15 protein-coding genes are annotated in these 17,733 nt (G+C 64.8%); 7 read left to right on the forward strand and 8 right to left on the reverse strand.

Annotation, left to right across the window (positions count from 1 at the left end; translation table 11 throughout):
- Positions 1-636 precede the first annotated feature (636 nt).
- From ACFMPD_RS14995 to ACFMPD_RS15005, 3 genes are all read left to right on the forward strand, one after another.
- Positions 637-1,737, forward strand: a complete 1,101-nt coding sequence (locus ACFMPD_RS14995; protein WP_380996080.1) for a Gfo/Idh/MocA family protein — start codon at positions 637-639, stop codon at positions 1,735-1,737.
- Positions 1,738-1,805: 68 nt separating this feature from the next.
- Positions 1,806-2,693, forward strand: a complete 888-nt coding sequence (locus ACFMPD_RS15000) for a hypothetical protein (RefSeq protein ID WP_380996083.1) — start codon at positions 1,806-1,808, stop codon at positions 2,691-2,693.
- On the forward strand, positions 2,690-3,487 hold the full coding sequence (locus tag ACFMPD_RS15005; RefSeq protein ID WP_380996086.1) for a WecB/TagA/CpsF family glycosyltransferase: 798 nt from the start codon (positions 2,690-2,692) through the stop codon (positions 3,485-3,487). Before ACFMPD_RS15000 ends, ACFMPD_RS15005 begins: the two co-directional genes overlap by 4 nt.
- On the opposite strand, the gene ACFMPD_RS15010 is transcribed toward ACFMPD_RS15005, so the two are convergent.
- The 3 genes from ACFMPD_RS15010 to ACFMPD_RS15020 all read right to left on the reverse strand — a co-directional run bounded on the left by ACFMPD_RS15010 (position 3,447) and on the right by ACFMPD_RS15020 (position 7,412).
- A complete protein-coding gene (locus ACFMPD_RS15010; protein ID WP_380996089.1) occupies positions 3,447-4,562 on the reverse strand; it encodes a glycosyltransferase family 4 protein in 1,116 nt (371 codons plus the stop codon). The two genes, ACFMPD_RS15005 and ACFMPD_RS15010, sit on opposite strands and share 41 nt — an antisense overlap.
- Before the next feature lie 112 nt (positions 4,563-4,674).
- Positions 4,675-6,279 (reverse strand): VPLPA-CTERM-specific exosortase XrtD, encoded by a 1,605-nt coding sequence (gene xrtD / locus ACFMPD_RS15015; protein ID WP_380996092.1) that lies wholly within the window; start codon positions 6,277-6,279, stop codon positions 4,675-4,677.
- 188 nt (positions 6,280-6,467) lie between these two features.
- On the reverse strand, positions 6,468-7,412 hold the full coding sequence (locus ACFMPD_RS15020) for a glycosyltransferase family 2 protein (protein ID WP_380996095.1): 945 nt from the start codon (positions 7,410-7,412) through the stop codon (positions 6,468-6,470).
- A gap of 91 nt (positions 7,413-7,503) precedes the next feature.
- Between ACFMPD_RS15020 and ACFMPD_RS15025 the strand changes: the two genes are divergently transcribed.
- Positions 7,504-8,448 carry a DUF6492 family protein gene (locus ACFMPD_RS15025; RefSeq protein WP_380996098.1) on the forward strand — a complete coding sequence of 315 codons (945 nt, stop codon included), beginning with the start codon at positions 7,504-7,506 and terminating at the stop codon, positions 8,446-8,448.
- A gap of 3 nt (positions 8,449-8,451) precedes the next feature.
- Positions 8,452-9,771: a nucleotide sugar dehydrogenase gene (locus ACFMPD_RS15030; protein ID WP_380996101.1), complete on the forward strand. Its 1,320-nt coding sequence runs from the start codon at positions 8,452-8,454 to the stop codon at positions 9,769-9,771.
- A gap of 7 nt (positions 9,772-9,778) precedes the next feature.
- Here the strand turns inward: ACFMPD_RS15030 and ACFMPD_RS15035 are convergent, their stop codons facing one another.
- The gene (locus ACFMPD_RS15035) at positions 9,779-10,438 is read right to left on the reverse strand and encodes a hypothetical protein (protein ID WP_380996104.1); all 660 of its coding nucleotides are present in this window, start codon (positions 10,436-10,438) and stop codon (positions 9,779-9,781) included.
- 237 nt (positions 10,439-10,675) lie between these two features.
- Here ACFMPD_RS15035 and ACFMPD_RS15040 point away from each other — a divergent pair, with 237 nt between their 5' ends.
- Both ACFMPD_RS15040 and ACFMPD_RS15045 read left to right on the forward strand, forming a co-directional pair.
- Positions 10,676-11,134, forward strand: coding sequence for a GNAT family N-acetyltransferase (locus tag ACFMPD_RS15040; protein ID WP_380996107.1), 459 nt, complete (start codon positions 10,676-10,678; stop codon positions 11,132-11,134).
- Between the two features lie 25 nt (positions 11,135-11,159).
- Positions 11,160-12,104, forward strand: a complete 945-nt coding sequence (locus tag ACFMPD_RS15045; protein ID WP_380996110.1) for a GNAT family N-acetyltransferase — start codon at positions 11,160-11,162, stop codon at positions 12,102-12,104.
- 8 nt (positions 12,105-12,112) lie between these two features.
- On the opposite strand, the gene ACFMPD_RS15050 is transcribed toward ACFMPD_RS15045, so the two are convergent.
- From ACFMPD_RS15050 to ACFMPD_RS15065, 4 genes are all read right to left on the reverse strand, one after another.
- On the reverse strand, positions 12,113-13,219 hold the full coding sequence (locus ACFMPD_RS15050) for an acyltransferase family protein (protein WP_380996113.1): 1,107 nt from the start codon (positions 13,217-13,219) through the stop codon (positions 12,113-12,115).
- Between the two features lie 13 nt (positions 13,220-13,232).
- A complete protein-coding gene (locus tag ACFMPD_RS15055; protein WP_380996116.1) occupies positions 13,233-14,315 on the reverse strand; it encodes a glycosyltransferase in 1,083 nt (360 codons plus the stop codon).
- Between the two features lie 196 nt (positions 14,316-14,511).
- Positions 14,512-16,455 (reverse strand): asparagine synthase (glutamine-hydrolyzing), encoded by a 1,944-nt coding sequence (asnB, locus tag ACFMPD_RS15060; RefSeq protein ID WP_380996119.1) that lies wholly within the window; start codon positions 16,453-16,455, stop codon positions 14,512-14,514.
- Entirely contained in the window at positions 16,455-17,726 is a 1,272-nt protein-coding gene (locus ACFMPD_RS15065; protein ID WP_380996121.1) for a glycosyltransferase family 4 protein, read from the reverse strand. The genes asnB and ACFMPD_RS15065 overlap by 1 nt, the downstream gene beginning before the upstream one ends.
- Positions 17,727-17,733: the final 7 nt, after the last annotated feature.

The raw sequence follows: 17,733 nt of genomic DNA on the forward strand, positions 1-17,733 counted from the left end.
TCCCCCACCGATCCGGTCGAGTCACCCTGTTCCGGGGCGTTCCATGTGTCCTGCCAGGAGGGCACGTAGGCCCAGGAAAAAGTATCCTTCCAGGAAGAGAATTGGGGGGTGTTCGTAGACATGTGTGTTTCCCAAGGTGTCCGCTCGGCCTATCCGGGCGGCGCCGTTTTTCTTGTGTGTTCCATGTGGACCGGCCTACGAAACTGTACCGTCTGCGATTGCAAACGACTGATTTTACTGTCTAAAAATGGCCGTGGTGAATTTAGCTTGTCAGCCTGCCTCCAAGCGTGGTGGGGCCGCAGGAGCGCCTGCCTGCTCTGGTCATGTTCTGCCTGTCCTCGTGAGTGGTCTGCGGCGCAGGACGCACCACGCCGGCCTTTTAGGCGGTGTGACCCGTTACCGAAATGGCCTGCGGTCACTTTTTTTGTTTTTCCGCGATTTTTTGCCGACCGGCCCCCCGGAGGACCCGAATTCGCGGCGATTTCGCCCGCCGGCGGCCGATTGCCCGATGGGCGCTTTGCTTCGGTCTCAATCTGGCCCCAATGCGGTTGCAAGCATGAGACGAATGCCCGATACGTCTGGGACGTATCCGCGGCGGCGCAGAACGGGTTAATTTGGGTAGACGAATTTCGGGGCATGTCTGAACATCACAAGTTGAAACTGGCCGTCGTCGGTCTGGGCAAGATGGGCCTGTCTCATTACGCAATGGTTAACGCGCATCCGGATGTGACCGCCGTGGCCTGCGATGGGTCCGGCTTTATGGTCGATATGCTGAGCCGGAACACCGCGGCGCCGGTCTATCGCGATTTCGACGAGATGATGCGCCGCGAGACGCCGCAGGCGGTGGTGATCGCCACGCCCTCGCGGCTGCATGCGCCGATGGTGCGCACGGCCCTTGAGGCCGGCGCGCATGTGTTCTGCGAAAAGCCCTTTTGTCTGGATTGGCAGGACAGCGCGGCGCTGACGCAGCTGGCCGCGGACAAGGGGCTGGTGGCGCAGGTCGGCTATCATTACCGCTATGTCGGCGCCTTTCAGGAAATGAAGCGCCTGATTGCCGCCGGCGCCCTCGGGCGCATCACCCATGTGCTGGCCGAAGCCTATGGCCCGGTGGTTCTGCGCGAAAAGCGTCAGACCTGGCGCAGCAAGAAATCCGAAGGCGGCGGCTGTCTCTATGATTATGCCGCGCATCCGCTGAACCTGCTCAACTGGTTCTTCGGCGCGCCGGCGCAGGTGACCGGCTCGGTGCTGGGATCGGTGTTTTCCGAGGGGATCGACGACGAGGTGTTCTCGACCCTGCGCTGGGACGATGGCCCCACCGCGCAGCTGTCGGTGAACTGGTCGGATGAAAGCCACCGCAAGATGTCCACCAAGATCAGCCTGATCGGCACCAATGGCCGGCTCTATGCCGACCGGCAGGAATGCCAGGCCTATCTGCGGGCGCCGGTGGCGGGCCTGCCCGATTACGGCACCGGCTGGACGGTGAAATACACCACCGAACTGACCGAGGACCGCTGGTTCTATCTGCGCGGCGAGGAATATTCCGCGCAGATCGACGAGTTTGTGCGGGCGATTCGCGACGGCGCGGACACGGCGCGGGAAAACAGCTTTGCCAGCGCGACCGAAACCGACCGGACCCTGGCGATGATCATCGAAAATGCCGAGACCGGCACGGCGGTGGGCGCGGCCCCGGTGCGGCAGGCCGAGAAACCGGCGCGCCGGCGCTGGTTCGCACGATAGGGGGGCAGGCAACCCGAAAGGGCGGCCCCGGTTCTGGGCCGGATTGCGCGGAAGAAAGGGAAGACATCATGGACAAGCTGCTGTTCGGCGACAACCAGTTCTTTGGCATCAATCACATGTCCGAGGAAAAGGCCCGCGCCCAGGCCATGCGGTTCCAGCAGACCGACGCGATCATGGATGTGCTGGACGTGGCCTATGACGCCGGCATCCGCACCTTTATGTGCACCACCCATGACCGCATTTCGGCGATCGCCGACCGGGTGCGCGCCGATCCCGGGCGCTATGGCGATTTCAGGTTCTATCCCTGCATGCCCTATGCCCATAAATACGCCAATGCGGTGACCGATCACGGCATGGTGGGGGCGATCCGCAATTTCATGCCCGATGAGGGGTTCCTGTCCACCGCACTGGCCGGCGGCAAGGCGCTGGCCACCAAGGAGGTGGACGGCATCGCCAAGGTGCTGATCGACATGGAGATGAAGATGTTCGCCGGGGTAAAGGCGCCGGTGGTGTTCATCCAGAACGTCTTTACCGACCTGTTGCTGGGCATGGGATTCACCCGCGCCTTTCGCATCTTTGACGATCACGTGCGCGAGAAATACGGTGCCGAGCCGGCCTATATCACCATGAACATGCCGATGCTGCTGGATGCGCTGGAGCGCGAGGGCATCACCCGCCCGATCATCTGTTCCAACATCAACAAGATCGGCTTTCGCATGTCCGGCGGTTTTGACGCCTATCTGGAGGCGCTGAAATCCGGCCGGGTGCGGGCGGTGGCGATGTCGGTCTATGCCAGCGGCGCGATCCCGGCGGATGAGGCGATCCACTGGATTTCGGAACTGCCCGGGGTCGAATCGATCGTCTTTGGCGCCTCGTCGGCGGCCAATATCCGCGGCACCAAGGCGCTGATGGACAGGTATATGGGCGGCGATGCGCAGATAGAGGAGCCTGCATGATGGCCGATGGCGGTGGCATGACCCCCCGGACGGGGCTGGGCGAACGGGTGCGCGTACCGATGCTGAACGCCTGGGTGCATGATGTCAGCATGGACGACATCGTCGAGCATTTCCGCGAGGGCGTGATGCTGACGCTGCATGTGGACATGATCATGAAGCTGCAGCAGGACCGCGAATTCTATGACCTGCTCGGGCAGTTCGACGTGATCACCTGCGACAGCCAGATCATGTATTTCGCCACCAAATGGCTGGGTACCCCGGTCTGCGAGCGGGTCTCGGGCAGCGACTATTTTCCGCGCTTTTACACCCGCTATGCGGATGATCCGTCGATGACGGTGTTCCTGTGCGGCGGCAAGCCGGGCATCGCCGATCTGGCGGCGGAAAACATCAACGCCAAGGTCGGGCGCGAGATGATCGTCGGCACCGACGCGCCGGCGTTTGATTTCGAAAGCAAGCCCGGCGAGGTCGACCGGATGATCGCGGCGATCAACGCCTCGGGCGCCAGTGTCTGCCTGGTCGGTCTGGGCGGCGGGCGCCAGGAAAAATTCATCATGAAATACCGCGACCGGATGCCCGGGGTGAAACTGTGGCTGCCCCTGGGCGGCACCATCGATTACGAAAGCGGCACGTTCGACCGCCCGCCCGCCTGGATCACCGAATGGGGGTTTGAGTGGCTCTATCGCCTGATCAAGGAACCCCGTGCGCGCTTTCACCGCTATGTGATCCACGAACCGCCCTTTCTGTGGGCGGTGCTCAAGCAGAAGCTGGGGATCTACCGGGATCCGTTCGGCTAGCGGCAGGATCGGCCTGCAGCAGTGCCAGCAACCGGTCGGTGGCGTCGTCCCAGGTATAACCCGTGGCGGTCCGGTGGGCGGCGGCGGACCAGGCCTGCCATTGCGCATCCGGCATCTGCGCAAAGCGGGCGATCTCGTCGGCAAAGGCGCCGGCCTCGGCGGGCAGCAGGACACCGTTGCTGCCATCGATGATCTGCGGCGCCGCGCCGGCGCGTGTGGCCAGCACCGGGGTGCGGCAGGCCATGGCCTCAAGGATCGGCAGGCCGAACCCCTCGTTGTCGCTGGTGAAAAGCCAGAGATCGCAGGCGGCGTAGAGCGCGGGAATGCGGTTTTGCGCGGGGGATTGTTCATACCGCACCCAGTCGGGCAGGGGCAGGTCCGGGGTCACCGGGTCGGCGCCGAACATCGAGGCCCGCAGGCCCGGCAGCCGCGCCTTGGCCCGGGTCAGCGCCTCGATGGCCAGCCAGGCGCGTTTGACCGGGGCACCGGAATAGAGGAACCCGACCGTCAGGTCGTCATTTCGGGAGCGCGGCGGCGTCCGGAACTGTTCGGTGTCGATGGCATTGGGCACGACAGCGATATCCTCGATCCCGTGCCGGGCCACGATCTCGCCGCGCACATAGTCGGACACGGCGATTTTCCGCAGGGGCAGATCGTAGGTGGCGATGACGCGCGCGGCGGTCTGTGGCGAAAAGACCTCGTAGCCCTGGATCAGATAGAATTTCCGCCCCTTGGCGGCCGGCAGGGCCGCGACCCATTCCGCGGTTTCCCACCAGGTGGCGATGATCACGTCGGCATCGGGCACATCGGAGGGGCGCGGCGGACCCGGCCGGTCCAGCACCCGGTGCCGGTCGCCGAGAAAGTCCAGAAAGGGCGAGCGGGGGGGCTGGACCCGCTCGATCGTGGCGCGGCCCAGCAGGCGCTTGAGCCGGTCTTTGGGCGGAACCCGGCCGTCAAAGGGCTGCGAGAGCACCGTCACCACATGCCCGCGTTCGGTCAGCTTGCGGGCATAGGTCGCAACCACGCGGGGCCCGCCGTTGATGCTGTTAAAGGGCAGAAGAAAGGTGATGTTCATGAGGTCGGGGAACTCGCTTGGGCTGCGGCCTTGCCGGCCTGAAAAACGGGGCACCTTTCAAAGCCCGGGGGGCGGGGGCGGAAACAGGATGTCCGCGCCGCCCCCCCATGTCTCACTCGTTCGGGATGAACCGGGGCAGGGGGTGCTGCAGGCCCTGCAGTACCTCCATCAGCCGTGCCTCGGCCACGGCGTCGGGCTCGCTGGGGCCGATCATCGTGGTCAGGCGCACGATGGCGCCATCGGTGCGGCCGGTCATGATGCCATCCACCATCAGCCAGTATTTCGCGGCGAAATCCCAGGCCAGGCGGCGGTGCTTTTGCTGGAACCAGTAAAACACCATCATCCGCGTCTCGCCCTTCTGGATGATCGCGCGGTTGATCAGGAACGGGCTGTCTGACCCGGTTGCCGCGGTGATGTCGCTGCGTTCCAGCCAGGCGATTTCCCAGCCCGAGCCGGGCAGGCAGATCTCGGGGCTGTGCACGCCGCCGTCGCTCTGGTCGTCATACCAGGCCATGAACAGGCCGACCGGGGTGGCCTCGCCCGGCTTGACCAGATCGACCTGGTGATAATCGTCGGCCGCCAGCACCTCGGCGACCTGGGCGGACAGGTATTGCCGGCTGCCCTGCTGTTGCCAGTCGCCGATCTGGCGCGGGAACAGGGCAAAGTTTTCGCGCGCCGGGGCCCGCCCGCCGCGGTCGGGCAGGGTCAGGATCGCCGCCGCCGCCGCCAGCGCCATCAGGGCGGCGGTGATCAGCGCCGCCGAGGGGCGCACATATTGCAGCCGCATCAGCTGCGGCCCCAGGCCGGAAATCTCGAGATCCAGCGCATTGGCCAGGCTGGGTTTCTCGGGATGCAAAAACAACATCAGCCAGGCCAGAAAGAACAGGATGGCGATGCAGGACAGGAAAATCACCCATCCCTCGAAGAAATGGGTGAACCCTTCCAGCCAGTCCAGCCCGTAATGTTGCACGATGATCCCGGCCACCGCGATGCGGATCGAGTTCATCAGGATGGCGATCGGCACCGCCGAGATCAGCAGCACCGCCTTTTGCCACATCGGCCCCCGGTAGAGCACCGCAAAGATGTAGGAAAAGCTGAGGATCGGGAACATGTAGCGCAGCCCGGAACAGGCCTCGGCCACGTGCAGCTTGGTCACCCCGAGATCGATGATATTGCCGTCCAGGAACACCGGCACCGACAGGATCTGCAGGAACCAGACGCCCATTTCCGAGGACAGGAACTGCAGCGAGGTCGAGACCTTGTAATAGATCACCCCGGGCAGCGGCAGCATATAGACCAGATGCAGCACCGGCGGCCAGAAATGCCGCCCGGTCCGCCAGCCGAAACTGACCAGCAGCAGGCCGCCGACCCACAGGATCAGCGCATAGGCGACGATATCGTCGATATTGGCCAGAATCCCCAGCGCTCCGAAGACCAGCGAGACCGCCACCAGCGCGACGCCGGGCCAGCGGTCGGGTTTCGGCCCCGGCTGCGGTGGAAAGTCCTTGAGCTGGCGCAGGAACAGCAGGGCCGACAGCACCGGGATCAGCGGCCCGTGGCTGTATTCCGGCAGTTGCCAGGCATAAAGCAGCGCGTCGATGCCGTTGGCAAAGAACACGCCCGCCGCCATGGTGGCGGCCAGCAGCCAGAAGATGCCCCAATGGGCAAAGGCGGCCAACCCCGGGGGCGCGGCAACATCGGAACTGGGTACGGACATCAAAACAACCTCTTTGGCGCCAATCGCATCACCGCCCCGGACCGTGTCGGCACGATGACATCCGGGATCGGGGGGCACAGTGGCACATCATTCGTTGAAGTTCTATTGCGCTGCGGCAATCCTGATCGAAATTTGAACGGCGCGGGCCTGACCGCCGCGCCCTTGGGCGCTGTCGCCCGGTGCCGGGGTCAGGCGGTCCCGGGGGGCGGGAACAGACCGGCGCGTTCGGCCTCGATCTCGGCCACCGCGCGGGCCTTGCCGACACGCAGGGCGCGCAGCTGATAGGCGCGGATAAAGGCAATGAGTTCGGTGTCGCTCTGCCGCGGCGCACGGCGCAGCCAGGCGCCGAAATAGCCCTGCAGCATCGCCAGACCGCCCAGCAGATAGGGCGGCTGGCGCATCTTGTTGATCGCCGAGGCGATCAGGAACAGCGGGTGCGTGCCCATGTAATACTGGCCGAACCCGTGGCGGCGGCGGCCGGTATGGATCGAGGTCTGGCTCGATCCCATCGGGCGCAGATGTTCGAACCGCAGCTCGGGATCGTCCCAGCTGACCGGGGCCCAGCCCAGCTGGCGTGCCTTGTGGCAGTCGATACCGTCCCACATCACCTCGCGCACAAAGCCGCCGATCCGGGTGAAGCAGTCGACCGAAAAGAACTTGGTCATGCCCAGGGACATCTCGTCGCCGATGCGTTCCGAGACCAGCGCGCCGGTGGCGTCGCGGAAATAGGCCTTGCCCGAGCAGGTGCCGATGCGCGGATCGGCCTGCATCCGGTCCATCAGGATCTCGAAATAGCGCGGCGGCAGGTCGAGATCGAGGTCGAGCTTGCACAGATAGGCGAAATCCGACATCTCGATCGTGTCCAGCCCGTAATAAAAGGCCTCGATCACGCCGGGTCCGACGGCGCGGTGACCGCGGTCGGGTTTGGTGAGCACCCGGATCCAGTCATGCTGTGCGGCATATTCGGCCAGGATCTGCGGGGTGGCGTCGGTCGAGCCGTCATCGACGATCAGCCACAGGGTCGGGCGTTCGGTCTGGGCCACCATGCTGTCCAGCGTGCGGCGCATGAATTCCGCCTCGTTGCGGCCCGGAGAGATGACAACGTAGGCGCGATCGGAAATAGCATCTTTCATGCCGAAGCTATGTTCGATATGGCTGATGCAGGCAAGCCCTGCCCGCCCCGTTTCATAGATCCAAGTTTATCCGTCCGGCCGCGCAACCTACATGACCGACCAGAACGACGCATCCCCCAAAGCAACGATCGAGAATGGCGGCCTCGGCCTGCTGACCTGTTCGATGGCGACGGATCTGCCGCTGTTCGAACTGCTGGCGCGCTCGGTCGACGACCATGTCGATCCGCGCATCATGCATCACGTGGTGGTGCCGGCGGCGGATCTGCCGCGCTTTCGCGCCTTTGCCAATGACCGGCGCGAGATCGTCGCGCAAGAGGATGTCCTGCCCGAGCGGCTGCGCAAGCTGCCCGCCTGGCTGCGCCATTTTTCCTTCCTGCAGGCCGGCCTGCGCCGGCCGATCTATCTGCGCCCGGACCGTTCGGTGGTGCGCGGCTGGATGCTGCAGCAGTTCCTCAAGATCGAGATGAGCCGCCGGATCGAGGCGGCGGCGGTCATGCATGTGGACAGCGATGTCGCCTTTTTCCGCCGCCTGGCACCCGAGGATGCCTTTGCCGGGGACCGCGTGCGGTTCTTTCGGGTTGAGGGCAAGCCCATCAATCCGATGCATGACGCCTGGGTCGCGGGGTCCTGCCGCTTTCTCGGAATTTCGCCGCCGGCGCGCCATGACGTGCATTACATCGAGAACTGCGTGCTGTGGAGCCGCGCGGTCGCCCGCGCCATGGTCGACCGCATGCAGGAGGCGCAGGGTAAACCGTTGCAGGACATCCTGTTTTCCGCCGAGACCATGTCGGAATATTACGTCTATGGGATTTTCGCGGATCTCTGTCCCGAGGCCGCGGAACTGGCCGCCGAAGAGGTCTCGTTCTGCAATTCCTACTGGCCGTCCGAGGAAACCGGCGCGGTGGATTTCGACGCTCTGCGCAGCCACCTGGTACCCAAGCATTGCGCCATCGCAGTGCAGTCGACCCATGATTTCACCCTTGCCGACCGGGCGCGTCTTTACGAGACCGCCAGCCGGACCATGGCCACGGCCTGAGCGGTGTCCCTGAAACGCGCCTTTCTGGACCGCTCCGCCCGGATCGGGGTCATCGGTCTGGGCTATGTCGGGCTGCCGCTGGCGGTGACGGCCGCACAGCGCGGGTTTCACGTCACCGGCTTTGACATCGACCCGGCCAAGATGGACCGGCTGGCCGCACAGGACAGCTATATCGATGCGGTTCCGGATGATGCGCTGGCGGCGTTGGCCGGGACCGGGCGGTTTGACTGGACCACCGATTTCGCCCGTCTTGCGACATGTCAGGCGATCCTGATCTGCGTGCCGACACCGCTGACGAAGCAGCGCGAACCGGATCTCAGCTTTGTCACCGCCACCGCCCGCGAGATTGCCCGCCATATCCGTCCCGGCACTCTGGTGGTGCTGGAATCCACCACCTATCCCGGCACCACCGACGAGGTGCTGGCGCCGATCCTGGCCGAAACGGGGCTGACACCGGGTCAGGATATCTTTCTGGGCTTTTCGCCCGAGCGCGAGGATCCGGGCAATGCGCGCTACAATACCGGCACGATCCCCAAGATTGTCGCCGGTGCGGGCGAGATGGCCGGCGACCTGATCGAATCGCTTTATGCAGGCATCGTCGATCAAGTGGTGCGGGTCTCGACCACGCAGACCGCCGAGGCGGTGAAGATCACCGAGAACATCTTTCGCGCCGTCAACATCGCTTTGGTCAACGAGTTGAAACTGGTCTATGACCGCATGGGCATCGATGTCTGGGAGGTGATCGACGGCGCCGCCACCAAGCCGTTCGGTTTCATGCCGTTTTATCCCGGTCCCGGGCTGGGCGGGCACTGCATCCCGATCGATCCGTTCTATCTGACCTGGAAGGCGCGCGAATACGAGGTGCCGACACGGTTCATCGAACTGGCGGGCGAGATCAACACCGCGATGCCGACCCATGTGATCGACCGGCTGCGCGAGATCGTCGACCGCGAGGTTGGCAAGGGGCTGAGCCGGGCGCGCATCCTGCTGGTGGGCATCGCCTATAAAAAGAACGTTGCCGACATGCGCGAAAGCCCGGCGATGCGGCTGCTGGAACTGCTGGATCAGGCCGGGGCCGGGGTGGATTACATCGATCCGCATGTGCCCGAGATCCCGCCGATGCGCGAATACCGCCAGTTCACCGCGCGCCCCGCGCTGGACCCGGCAACGCTGGCCCCGGGCCAGTTCGACGCGGTGCTGATTGCAACGGACCATGACGCGGTGGATTATGCCGCGCTGCTGGAACTGGCCTGCCCGGTGATCGACACCAGAAACGCCATCGCCCGGCGCGGGTTGCCGATGGCGCGGGTGGTCAAGGTTTAAAGGGGGTTCAGCCCGTATTTCGGCCCTTTTCACAGTCTTTCCGGGCGCGCCGCCGCGCCCCGGCGGCAAAGGTCAGCAACGCCCCCGCCAACAGCGGCGCCCCGGCGGGCAGCGGTACCGAGGTAACCTCGGTGATGGTCAGATTGGCCAGGTCGAACCGGGCCTGGGGGACCCACCAGAAATAACTGTCCGTGCCCATGGTGCCAGAGCCCGAGATCGCGCCATCCTCCAGAAAGCGGAACGTGCCGCTGCCCGCGAGGCCGGCGGTCAGGGACCATTCCCGCCCGCCGCCGCCCGAGGCGGCGGTCAGGAACCCGGTCGGATGGAAGTTTACATATCCGTTCAGGCGAAAATCAGAGCAGAGAAAACCCGAGAAACAGGTCAGGTTGTCACTGAACGGGTGCCCGGTGGCGCTTTCCTGGATTTCAAAGGCGACGGACCCGATCTGTCCCAGCAAATGCCCCAGCGGATGGAACGCGGCGACAAAGGCGTCATATTCTGCTGTACTGATCGTCGTATCGGCATTGGGATCGGCGGGAAGTTTGCTGAGACTTTTGTAGTCGATCGCCGAGCCGACGACATCGAATTCATAGCGGATCGTTCTGGCATCCGCCGGGGTGGAAAACAGCCCGCACAAAAGCCCGGCCAAAAGAAGAAAACGCAACATCGCTATCCCTTAACAAATAAACAAATCAAAATCCGTCTGATGGCCAATCTAACAAGAGACGGAACGACGTGTCAGGATGTATTTTTTCAAGGGCTTGCAACCTATCCGACAGCAAACCGGGGCCGCGGCGTCCGGCGGCGCGGCATTTACCGGTTGACAGGACCGCCCGTGTTACCGAAGTCCTGCGCCCGATCCCCCGGGCAAAATCACCCGCGGGCAAGGAAACGGGCAGGCGACGTGCAGCAAGACATCGAATTCGTACCCTATGATGCCTCGTTTCTGACCCTGTCCCGGGCCTGGCTGAGCGATCCCGAGATCAAGGCGCTGACGATGACGCCGGATTTCAGCCAAGAGGCGCAGGCCAATTGGTTCGCCAGCCTGCCGGGGCGGCGCGATTATCTGATCTGGGGCGTGCGGTTTGCCGGCCAGCCGGTGGGCGCCTGCGGTCTGAAGGGGATCGCCGATGGCGCCGGCGAATACTGGGGCTATATCGGCGAGAAATCCTGCTGGGGCAGGGGGGTCGGAACCGGGATGGTCGGGTTTGTCGAGGCGCGGGCGCGCGAGGCCGGCCTGCAGCGGCTGTGGCTGCGGGTCTGGGACCGGAACGCCCGGGCACGCGGGCTTTATGAAAAGCTCGGCTTTCACCTGGACCGCCGCGAGGGCGCGGCAGTCATATTGACAAAAACGCTGCTCTGACGCGGCTGACGGACGGATCCTGCCTATGGAAATTCTGCGCTATGGCCCCGAGCATGCAAGCGACTGGGACAGGTTCATAGACCGCGCCCGCAACGGCACCTTTCTGTTTCGCCGCGGCTATATGGATTATCACGCCGACCGCTTTGCCGATCATTCCCTGATGGCGATGTCGGCGGGGAAACTGCTGGCGGTGCTGCCCGCCAACCGGGACGGTGACACGCTGTGGTCGCATCAGGGGCTGACCTATGGCGGCTGGATCTGTGGCGACAAGATGCGCGCCGGCGCGATGCTCGAGGTATTCGCGGCGATGACCGACTATCTGGCCGATCTCGGCACGATCGACCGGGTGATCTATAAGGCCGTGCCGGGGATCTATCACCGCTTGCCGTCGGACGAGGATCTCTATGCGCTGTTTCGCAGCGACGCCCGGCTGATCCGCCGCGACATCGCGACCGCCGTCGTGCCCGGGGCGCGGCTGCCGGTCCGATCCGGCAAGAAGGGCAATATCAAAAAGGCTGAAAAGGCCGGTGTGATGCTGCGCGCCTCGCCGGACCTGGCGGCCTATCACGCGATCCTCAGCGACGTTCTGGCCCGCCATGATGCCACGCCCGTGCACAGCCTGGCGGAACTGGAGCTGCTGATGGGGCGGTTTCCCGACAATATCAGGCTGTATGGCGCCTATCTGGACGATACCCTGGTCGCGGGGTCGATCCTGTTCGTGACCCCCGAGGTCGCGCATACGCAATATCTGGCGGCCTCGGATACGGGCCGCGCGATCGGCGCGCTGGACCTGCTGCTGGACGGGCTGATCCGCAGCGAATATGCGGACAAGCGCTATTTCAGCTTCGGGATCTCGACCGAAGAGGGCGGCACGGTTCTGAATGACGGGCTGATCGCCCAGAAGGAGGGCTTTGGCGGCACCTCCTTTGTGCATGATTTCTATGAGATCCCGATCCGCAGCGCCGGATAGGCACGGCGCTATCCGGCGGCAACCCGGCGCAGGGGCTTGTGGCGCAGGTTCTGGAACCAGGCCTCAAAGCTGCGGAAGCTGATCTCGGCGATCACGAAGGTCAGCGCGTAATAGCTGAAAAAGAACAGGCCCGGACCGGTCAGCCCGAAACGGGTAAACACCGCCAGCATCACCCCATGGGCAAAGAGGTGGTAGAGATAGATGCCATAGCTGACCTGTCCGATGCGCACGATGGGGCGCAGTTTCAGCAGGCCGGCCATGCCGTTATCCTCGCGCACCACCAGGCTGATCAGCGTCGCGGTCATCAGCCCGTGCACCAGCAGGTTGGGCCATCCGCGCAATGCGCCGGGAAAGGCCGCCAGCGCAAGGATCAGCAACCCGAGGCACAGCCAGGGCATCGCCCTGGGACGAAACAGCGGCGCCAGCCGGGCAAAGCCCGTGGGGCTGTTTAGCACCAGCGCGGCGAGCGAGCCCATCAGGATGGCCTCGGTCGCATCGCCCAGGCCGATCAGCAGCGGGCCGGCGGGGATCGCGGTGATCCCGAGCCGGTCAAAGACGCCCAGGAACACGAGCAAATGCAGCCCGATCAGGGCCAGCAGCAGGGCCGGGATCCAGCGCCGCGGCAGCAGCAACAGCAGCGCCGGCCAGATCAGGTAATACTGCTCTTCGACCGACAGCGACCAGGTCGGGTCGAGAAAACCGATATGTTCGGTCAGGAAGTTGGACAGGAAGAAGATGTAATAGGGGACGAGAGAGAGGGACTCTGTCTGACCTTTCAGCACGATCTCGTTGAACGCCGCCAATCCGACGACCAGGTAATAGACCGGCAGGATGCGCAGGGCGCGGCGCCAGTAAAAGCCGCGCAGGCTGAACCGCCCTTTGGCCGCCTCTTCGCGCAAGAGCAGGGTGGTGATCAGAAAGCCGCTGAGCACGAAAAAGAAATCCACTCCGACATGGCCGCGCACGAACAGGATCGAGCGGTCGATCAGGTCTGCAGAGCCGAGCGTGTGATGCCAGATCACCGCCGAAATGCACAGGAACCGCAACCCGTCCAGGCTGCCGAAATGGCGCGTGGCGAGATAGGTTGCGTGGCCGGTTTCTGCAGTGGCTCTCATCGGGGACAACAGGCTATTCTTCTTGCCGTTTCGGAGGGAGGATGCCCGCCTTTTGCATGGTGGTTTCAAACCTTGCCAAGAACCACTCCGCCGTCAATGCCGCCTGCAGGCGGGTCCGGGCGGTCTCTGCAACACGCCGCCGTGCGCCTTCATCGGCAAGGTAGGGCGCGCAAGCGGCGCTGAAATCGGAATAGTCCCAGGACACCGGAACATAGGTTTCATGCGGCACAAAGAGATCCGGCAAGGTCGTGACATGCGACATGTCCGGTTTCACCAGGAGACATCCGCAAAGCATGGCCTCGAAATCCCGCCAGCATATTTCGCCAAAACCGAAAGGGCTGACACAAAGCCGGCTTCGCAGCATTTCGCGGTAGTATTCCGCCGGCGGAACACGGTCGGTCGGGGCGTTGATGCGGTATTGGCTCTCAAGAGACCGGATGGCCTGCACGGCCGCGTCCCGCATGGGAAAGGTCCAGAACTCTTCGGGGACACTGGCACGGCAGAGAAGATCGATATCCCGCTCGATCCCCGAATCGGCGGGCAGGTCCCGCGCCAGATCCGTGATCTTGTCATCAAGCGCGATGTTCCAGCCCAGAGCGATCTTCTCGATATCGGCCGCGCCCAGACCGCCGGATACCGGAATGATGTCATCGGCAAAGGACCGGCCGCTGATCCGGTGAACATAGTCGGTCAGATTGGATTTGCCCGTCAGAATTGCCGTATAGGCCTGCGGGTCCGTGAAATGATGTTTCTTGATGTAATGGTCACAGGCTGCCAGCACTTTGGGCCAGAGTACGGACAAATCATCGTCCCCATCGAAAAACAGGGTCGGTATGCCTGCCTTTTTCGCGCCTCCAAAGACGTGGGACGCAAGCGCCGCGGCCTCGGCGGCCGGGGTGGAAAAGGCCAGTTTCAATCCGACGGCATGTGTCTTTTGCAGCTGGGCCGGGGTCAGTTTCCAGGCGTCTTCGGCATTCATGAAGGAAAAGACGATCCCGGTCTGTGAGGCGATCTGACGGCGATGGCGCAGCAGTGGGGCGAATTGCTGCTCGCTGGTATAGGCGATGCCGTCGCTCACGAGCAGAACATGACGCATGGGATGCTCCGACACCCGGGCATGAACCCTGGCCAGCGCACCGCCAAGTGGCGATCGGGCCAGACGGCGCCGGCCCCGACGCGAAAACCGCGCGAATGCAGAGGGGAGCCCCGGCGCATTCATGCCGTTCTCTCCGCGCCGCGGGATGCCGAAAGACCAAACCCCCGATACGGTCCTGCGATATGGCGAAATCCGATCATCCGTTCGTCTCCTCCAGCCAGGCCTGCACCATCAGCACGCTCCACAGCTGGGCACCCCAGTTGAAGCGCCCCGACAGGTGCTGTTGCCACATGCTCTCGATCACCTGTGGGTCGAAATGGCCTTCGCGGGTCAGGCGCGCGGGGTCCAGCAGGGCGGCGGCCCAGTCTTTCAGCCCGCCCCTCAGCCACAGGCCGATGGGCACTTCGAACCCCATCTTGGGCCGTTCGATCAGATGTTTGGGGACATGGCGATAGAGCACCTGGCGCAGCGCCCATTTCTGCACGTTACCGCGCAGCTTCATGTCCTGCGGCAGGGCCCAGGCGAATTCGGCCACCCGGTGATCCAGCAGCGGCGCGCGGCTTTCCAGCGCCACCGCCATGGTGGCGCGGTCGACCTTGGCCAGGATGTCGTCGACCATATAGGTCAGCATGTCCAGCTGCATCATCCGTTCGAGATCGCCCAACGCTCCCCGCGGCGGCAGATGATCGGCCAGCAGGCTCGGCGGGGTCGCGGCACCGGGCACCGCCGCCTCGGGAAAGCGCCAGACCGAGACCATGGTGCGGTGCAGCGCCGCCAGATCGGGCTGGCGCGCGTAATTGGCCAGCCGGTGCAGGCGCTGGCCGATCGGCTCTTTGCCCTGGGGCGTCGGGATCAGCGGTGCCAGCGCCCGGGTCAGCAGGCCGGCGGGCAGGGCGCGGACGGCCCCGGCCCCCAGGCTGCGCAGCGGTGCCGGCATCCGGCTGAGCGCGCGGCGCAGTTTCAGCGCGTGGCCATAGCGGCCATAGCCGCAAAACAGCTCGTCCCCGCCATCGCCCGACAGCGAGACGGTGACATGCCGCCGCGCCAGTTCGGCGACCAGATAGGTGGGAATCTGCGAGCTGTCGGCAAAGGGTTCGTCGTAAATCCGCGGCAGGCGCGGGATCACGTCGCGCAGCTCCTGGTCGGACACATAGAGATCGGTGTGATGGGTGCCCAGATGATCCGCCACGCCGCGGGCGAACTCGGCCTCGTTATAGCGCGCCTCGTGAAAGCCGATCGAAAAGGTGTGCACCGGCCGGTCCGACAGGTGCTGCATCAGCGCCACCACGGTCGAACTGTCGATGCCGCCCGACAGAAAGGCGCCCAGGGGCACATCCGACATCATCTGCTGGCCGACCGCGTCCAGCAGCAGGGTTTCCAGCGCATCGACGGTCTGGGTATCCGACATGCGGGGCGGTTTTTCCGCCGCCGCGATTGCTGCGCCGTCCCAATAGCGGGCGCGCTGCGGCTCGGGACGCTTCAGCGAGACGGTGACGATCTCGCCCGGGCGCGCCTTGGCGATGCCGGCATAGATCGAGCGGTCCTCGCCGACATTGCCGTGGCGCAGCACCTCGATCAGGCTGCTTTTTGCGATCTCGCCGGCAAAGGCGGGATGCTGCCGCAGCGCCTTGAGTTCCGAACCGAAAAGAAAGGCGCGGTCCGGGCCCGTGCCCTGCCAGCCGTAATAGAGCGGTTTTTCCCCCAGCCGGTCGCGCACCAGGCGCAGGGTCCGGGTCTCCCGGTCCCAGAGGCCAAAGGCGAACATGCCGACGGTTCTTGCCAGAGTGTCTTCCAGACCCCAGGCGTCGATCCCGGCCAGCAGGGCTTCGGTATCGGATGTGCCGCGCCAGGCCGGGGCGCGGCCCTGGTCCTCAAGTTCGGCGCGCAGGCGGCGGTGATTGTAAATCTCGCCGTTGAAGGTCAGCATGTAGCGGCCCGAGGGCGAGACCATCGGCTGATGCCCCGTGGGGGTCAGATCGACGATGGCCAGACGCAGATGGCCAAGCGCGATCCCGGCCGCCGCATCGCACCAGTGGCCCTGGGAATCCGGGCCGCGATGGGCGATCGCCCGCATCATCGCGGTGACGATCGCCTCGGCCCCCGGCGCGGGGGGGGCGAGAAATCCGGTGATCCCGCACATCAGCCCGGCCTCTCGATCGTCAGCGGGACAGGGCGGGGATCATCGCCGCCGGCGCCGGCAAACAGCGCGCCGATGCGGGCGGCCTCGATGCCGGCGTCAAATTCGGCGCGCACCCTGGCGCGCCCCGCTGCGCCCATTTCGGCGCGCTGTTCGGGCGGGGTGTCGGCCAGGGTCGTGATGGCGTCGGTCAGCGCCTCGGCATCGCCCGCCGCCACCAGATGGCCCGAGACGCCGTTTGTCACCAGCTCGCCGACGCCTGCGACCTGGGTGGCGATCACCGGCTTGCCCGCGGCCAGCGCCTCCATCAGCACCACCGGCAGGCCCTCGGCAAAGCTGGGCAGCACCAGCGCGTCGGCCGCCGCCACCGCCTCGGCCACGCCCTCCTGGGACTGGAACCCGGCAAAGCGCACCGCATCCCCCATCGGCCGGGCCAGGGTCTGCAGATAGGCCCGGTCCTCGCCATCGCCGACCAGGGTCAGGGTCACGCCGGGATGGGTTTCGCGCACGCGGCGCAGCGCCGCCATCAGCACCCGCAGCCCCTTGATCGGGGTGATCCGCCCGACAAAGACCAGGTGCAGCCCGGCGCGATCCGGTGTGGGGGGGCGGTCATAGCGGGCCGGATCCACGCCGCAATGCACGATGCGCAGCTTGTGCCAATGGGCGGGGTCGGAAAAATACATCGCCTGCGAGCGGGCGAAATGGCTGATGCAGGCGACAAAGGCGGCGCGGGCGGTCTTTTCCCGCAACTGCCATTTCTCGGGTTCATACAGTTCCGCCGGCCCGTGCAGCGTATAGCTGAAGGGAATGCCCGAAAGCGCTGCGGTCAGCATCGCCACATTGGTGCTGGGATCGGCGAAATGATTGTGCAGATGGTCGATATGCTGCGCCCGCAGGTGCCGCGCGAGGATCATTGCCTCGGCCAGGTAGAACAGCTGTTTCAGCCCCCCCCTTGCCCCCGGAGGTGCCGTGCGCCAGGCCAGCGCCAGCGTGCGGGCCAGCCGCCCCGGCCTGGCCAGCGCCGCCGCCAGTGCCCCAAGCGCGGCCCGGGGGGATTTGCCGGTCTCGACGATGTAAAAACTCGTATCCGTGGCGGCGCGTTCCTCGGGGCCGGTCAGGTGATCGGCATCGGGCCGGCGCATCGAACAGGTGGTGACCTGAAACCCCAAAGCGCGCAGGCCGGCGATCTCGCGCTGGATGAACGTGTGCGACACGGCCGGATAAAGCGATGTCAGATAGGCCAGGCGCGGCAGGTTTTTTCGGGAGGGACTCATCCGGCAC

This window comes from Sedimentitalea sediminis (genome assembly GCF_042687825.1).
Taxonomy (GTDB): domain Bacteria; phylum Pseudomonadota; class Alphaproteobacteria; order Rhodobacterales; family Rhodobacteraceae; genus Sedimentitalea.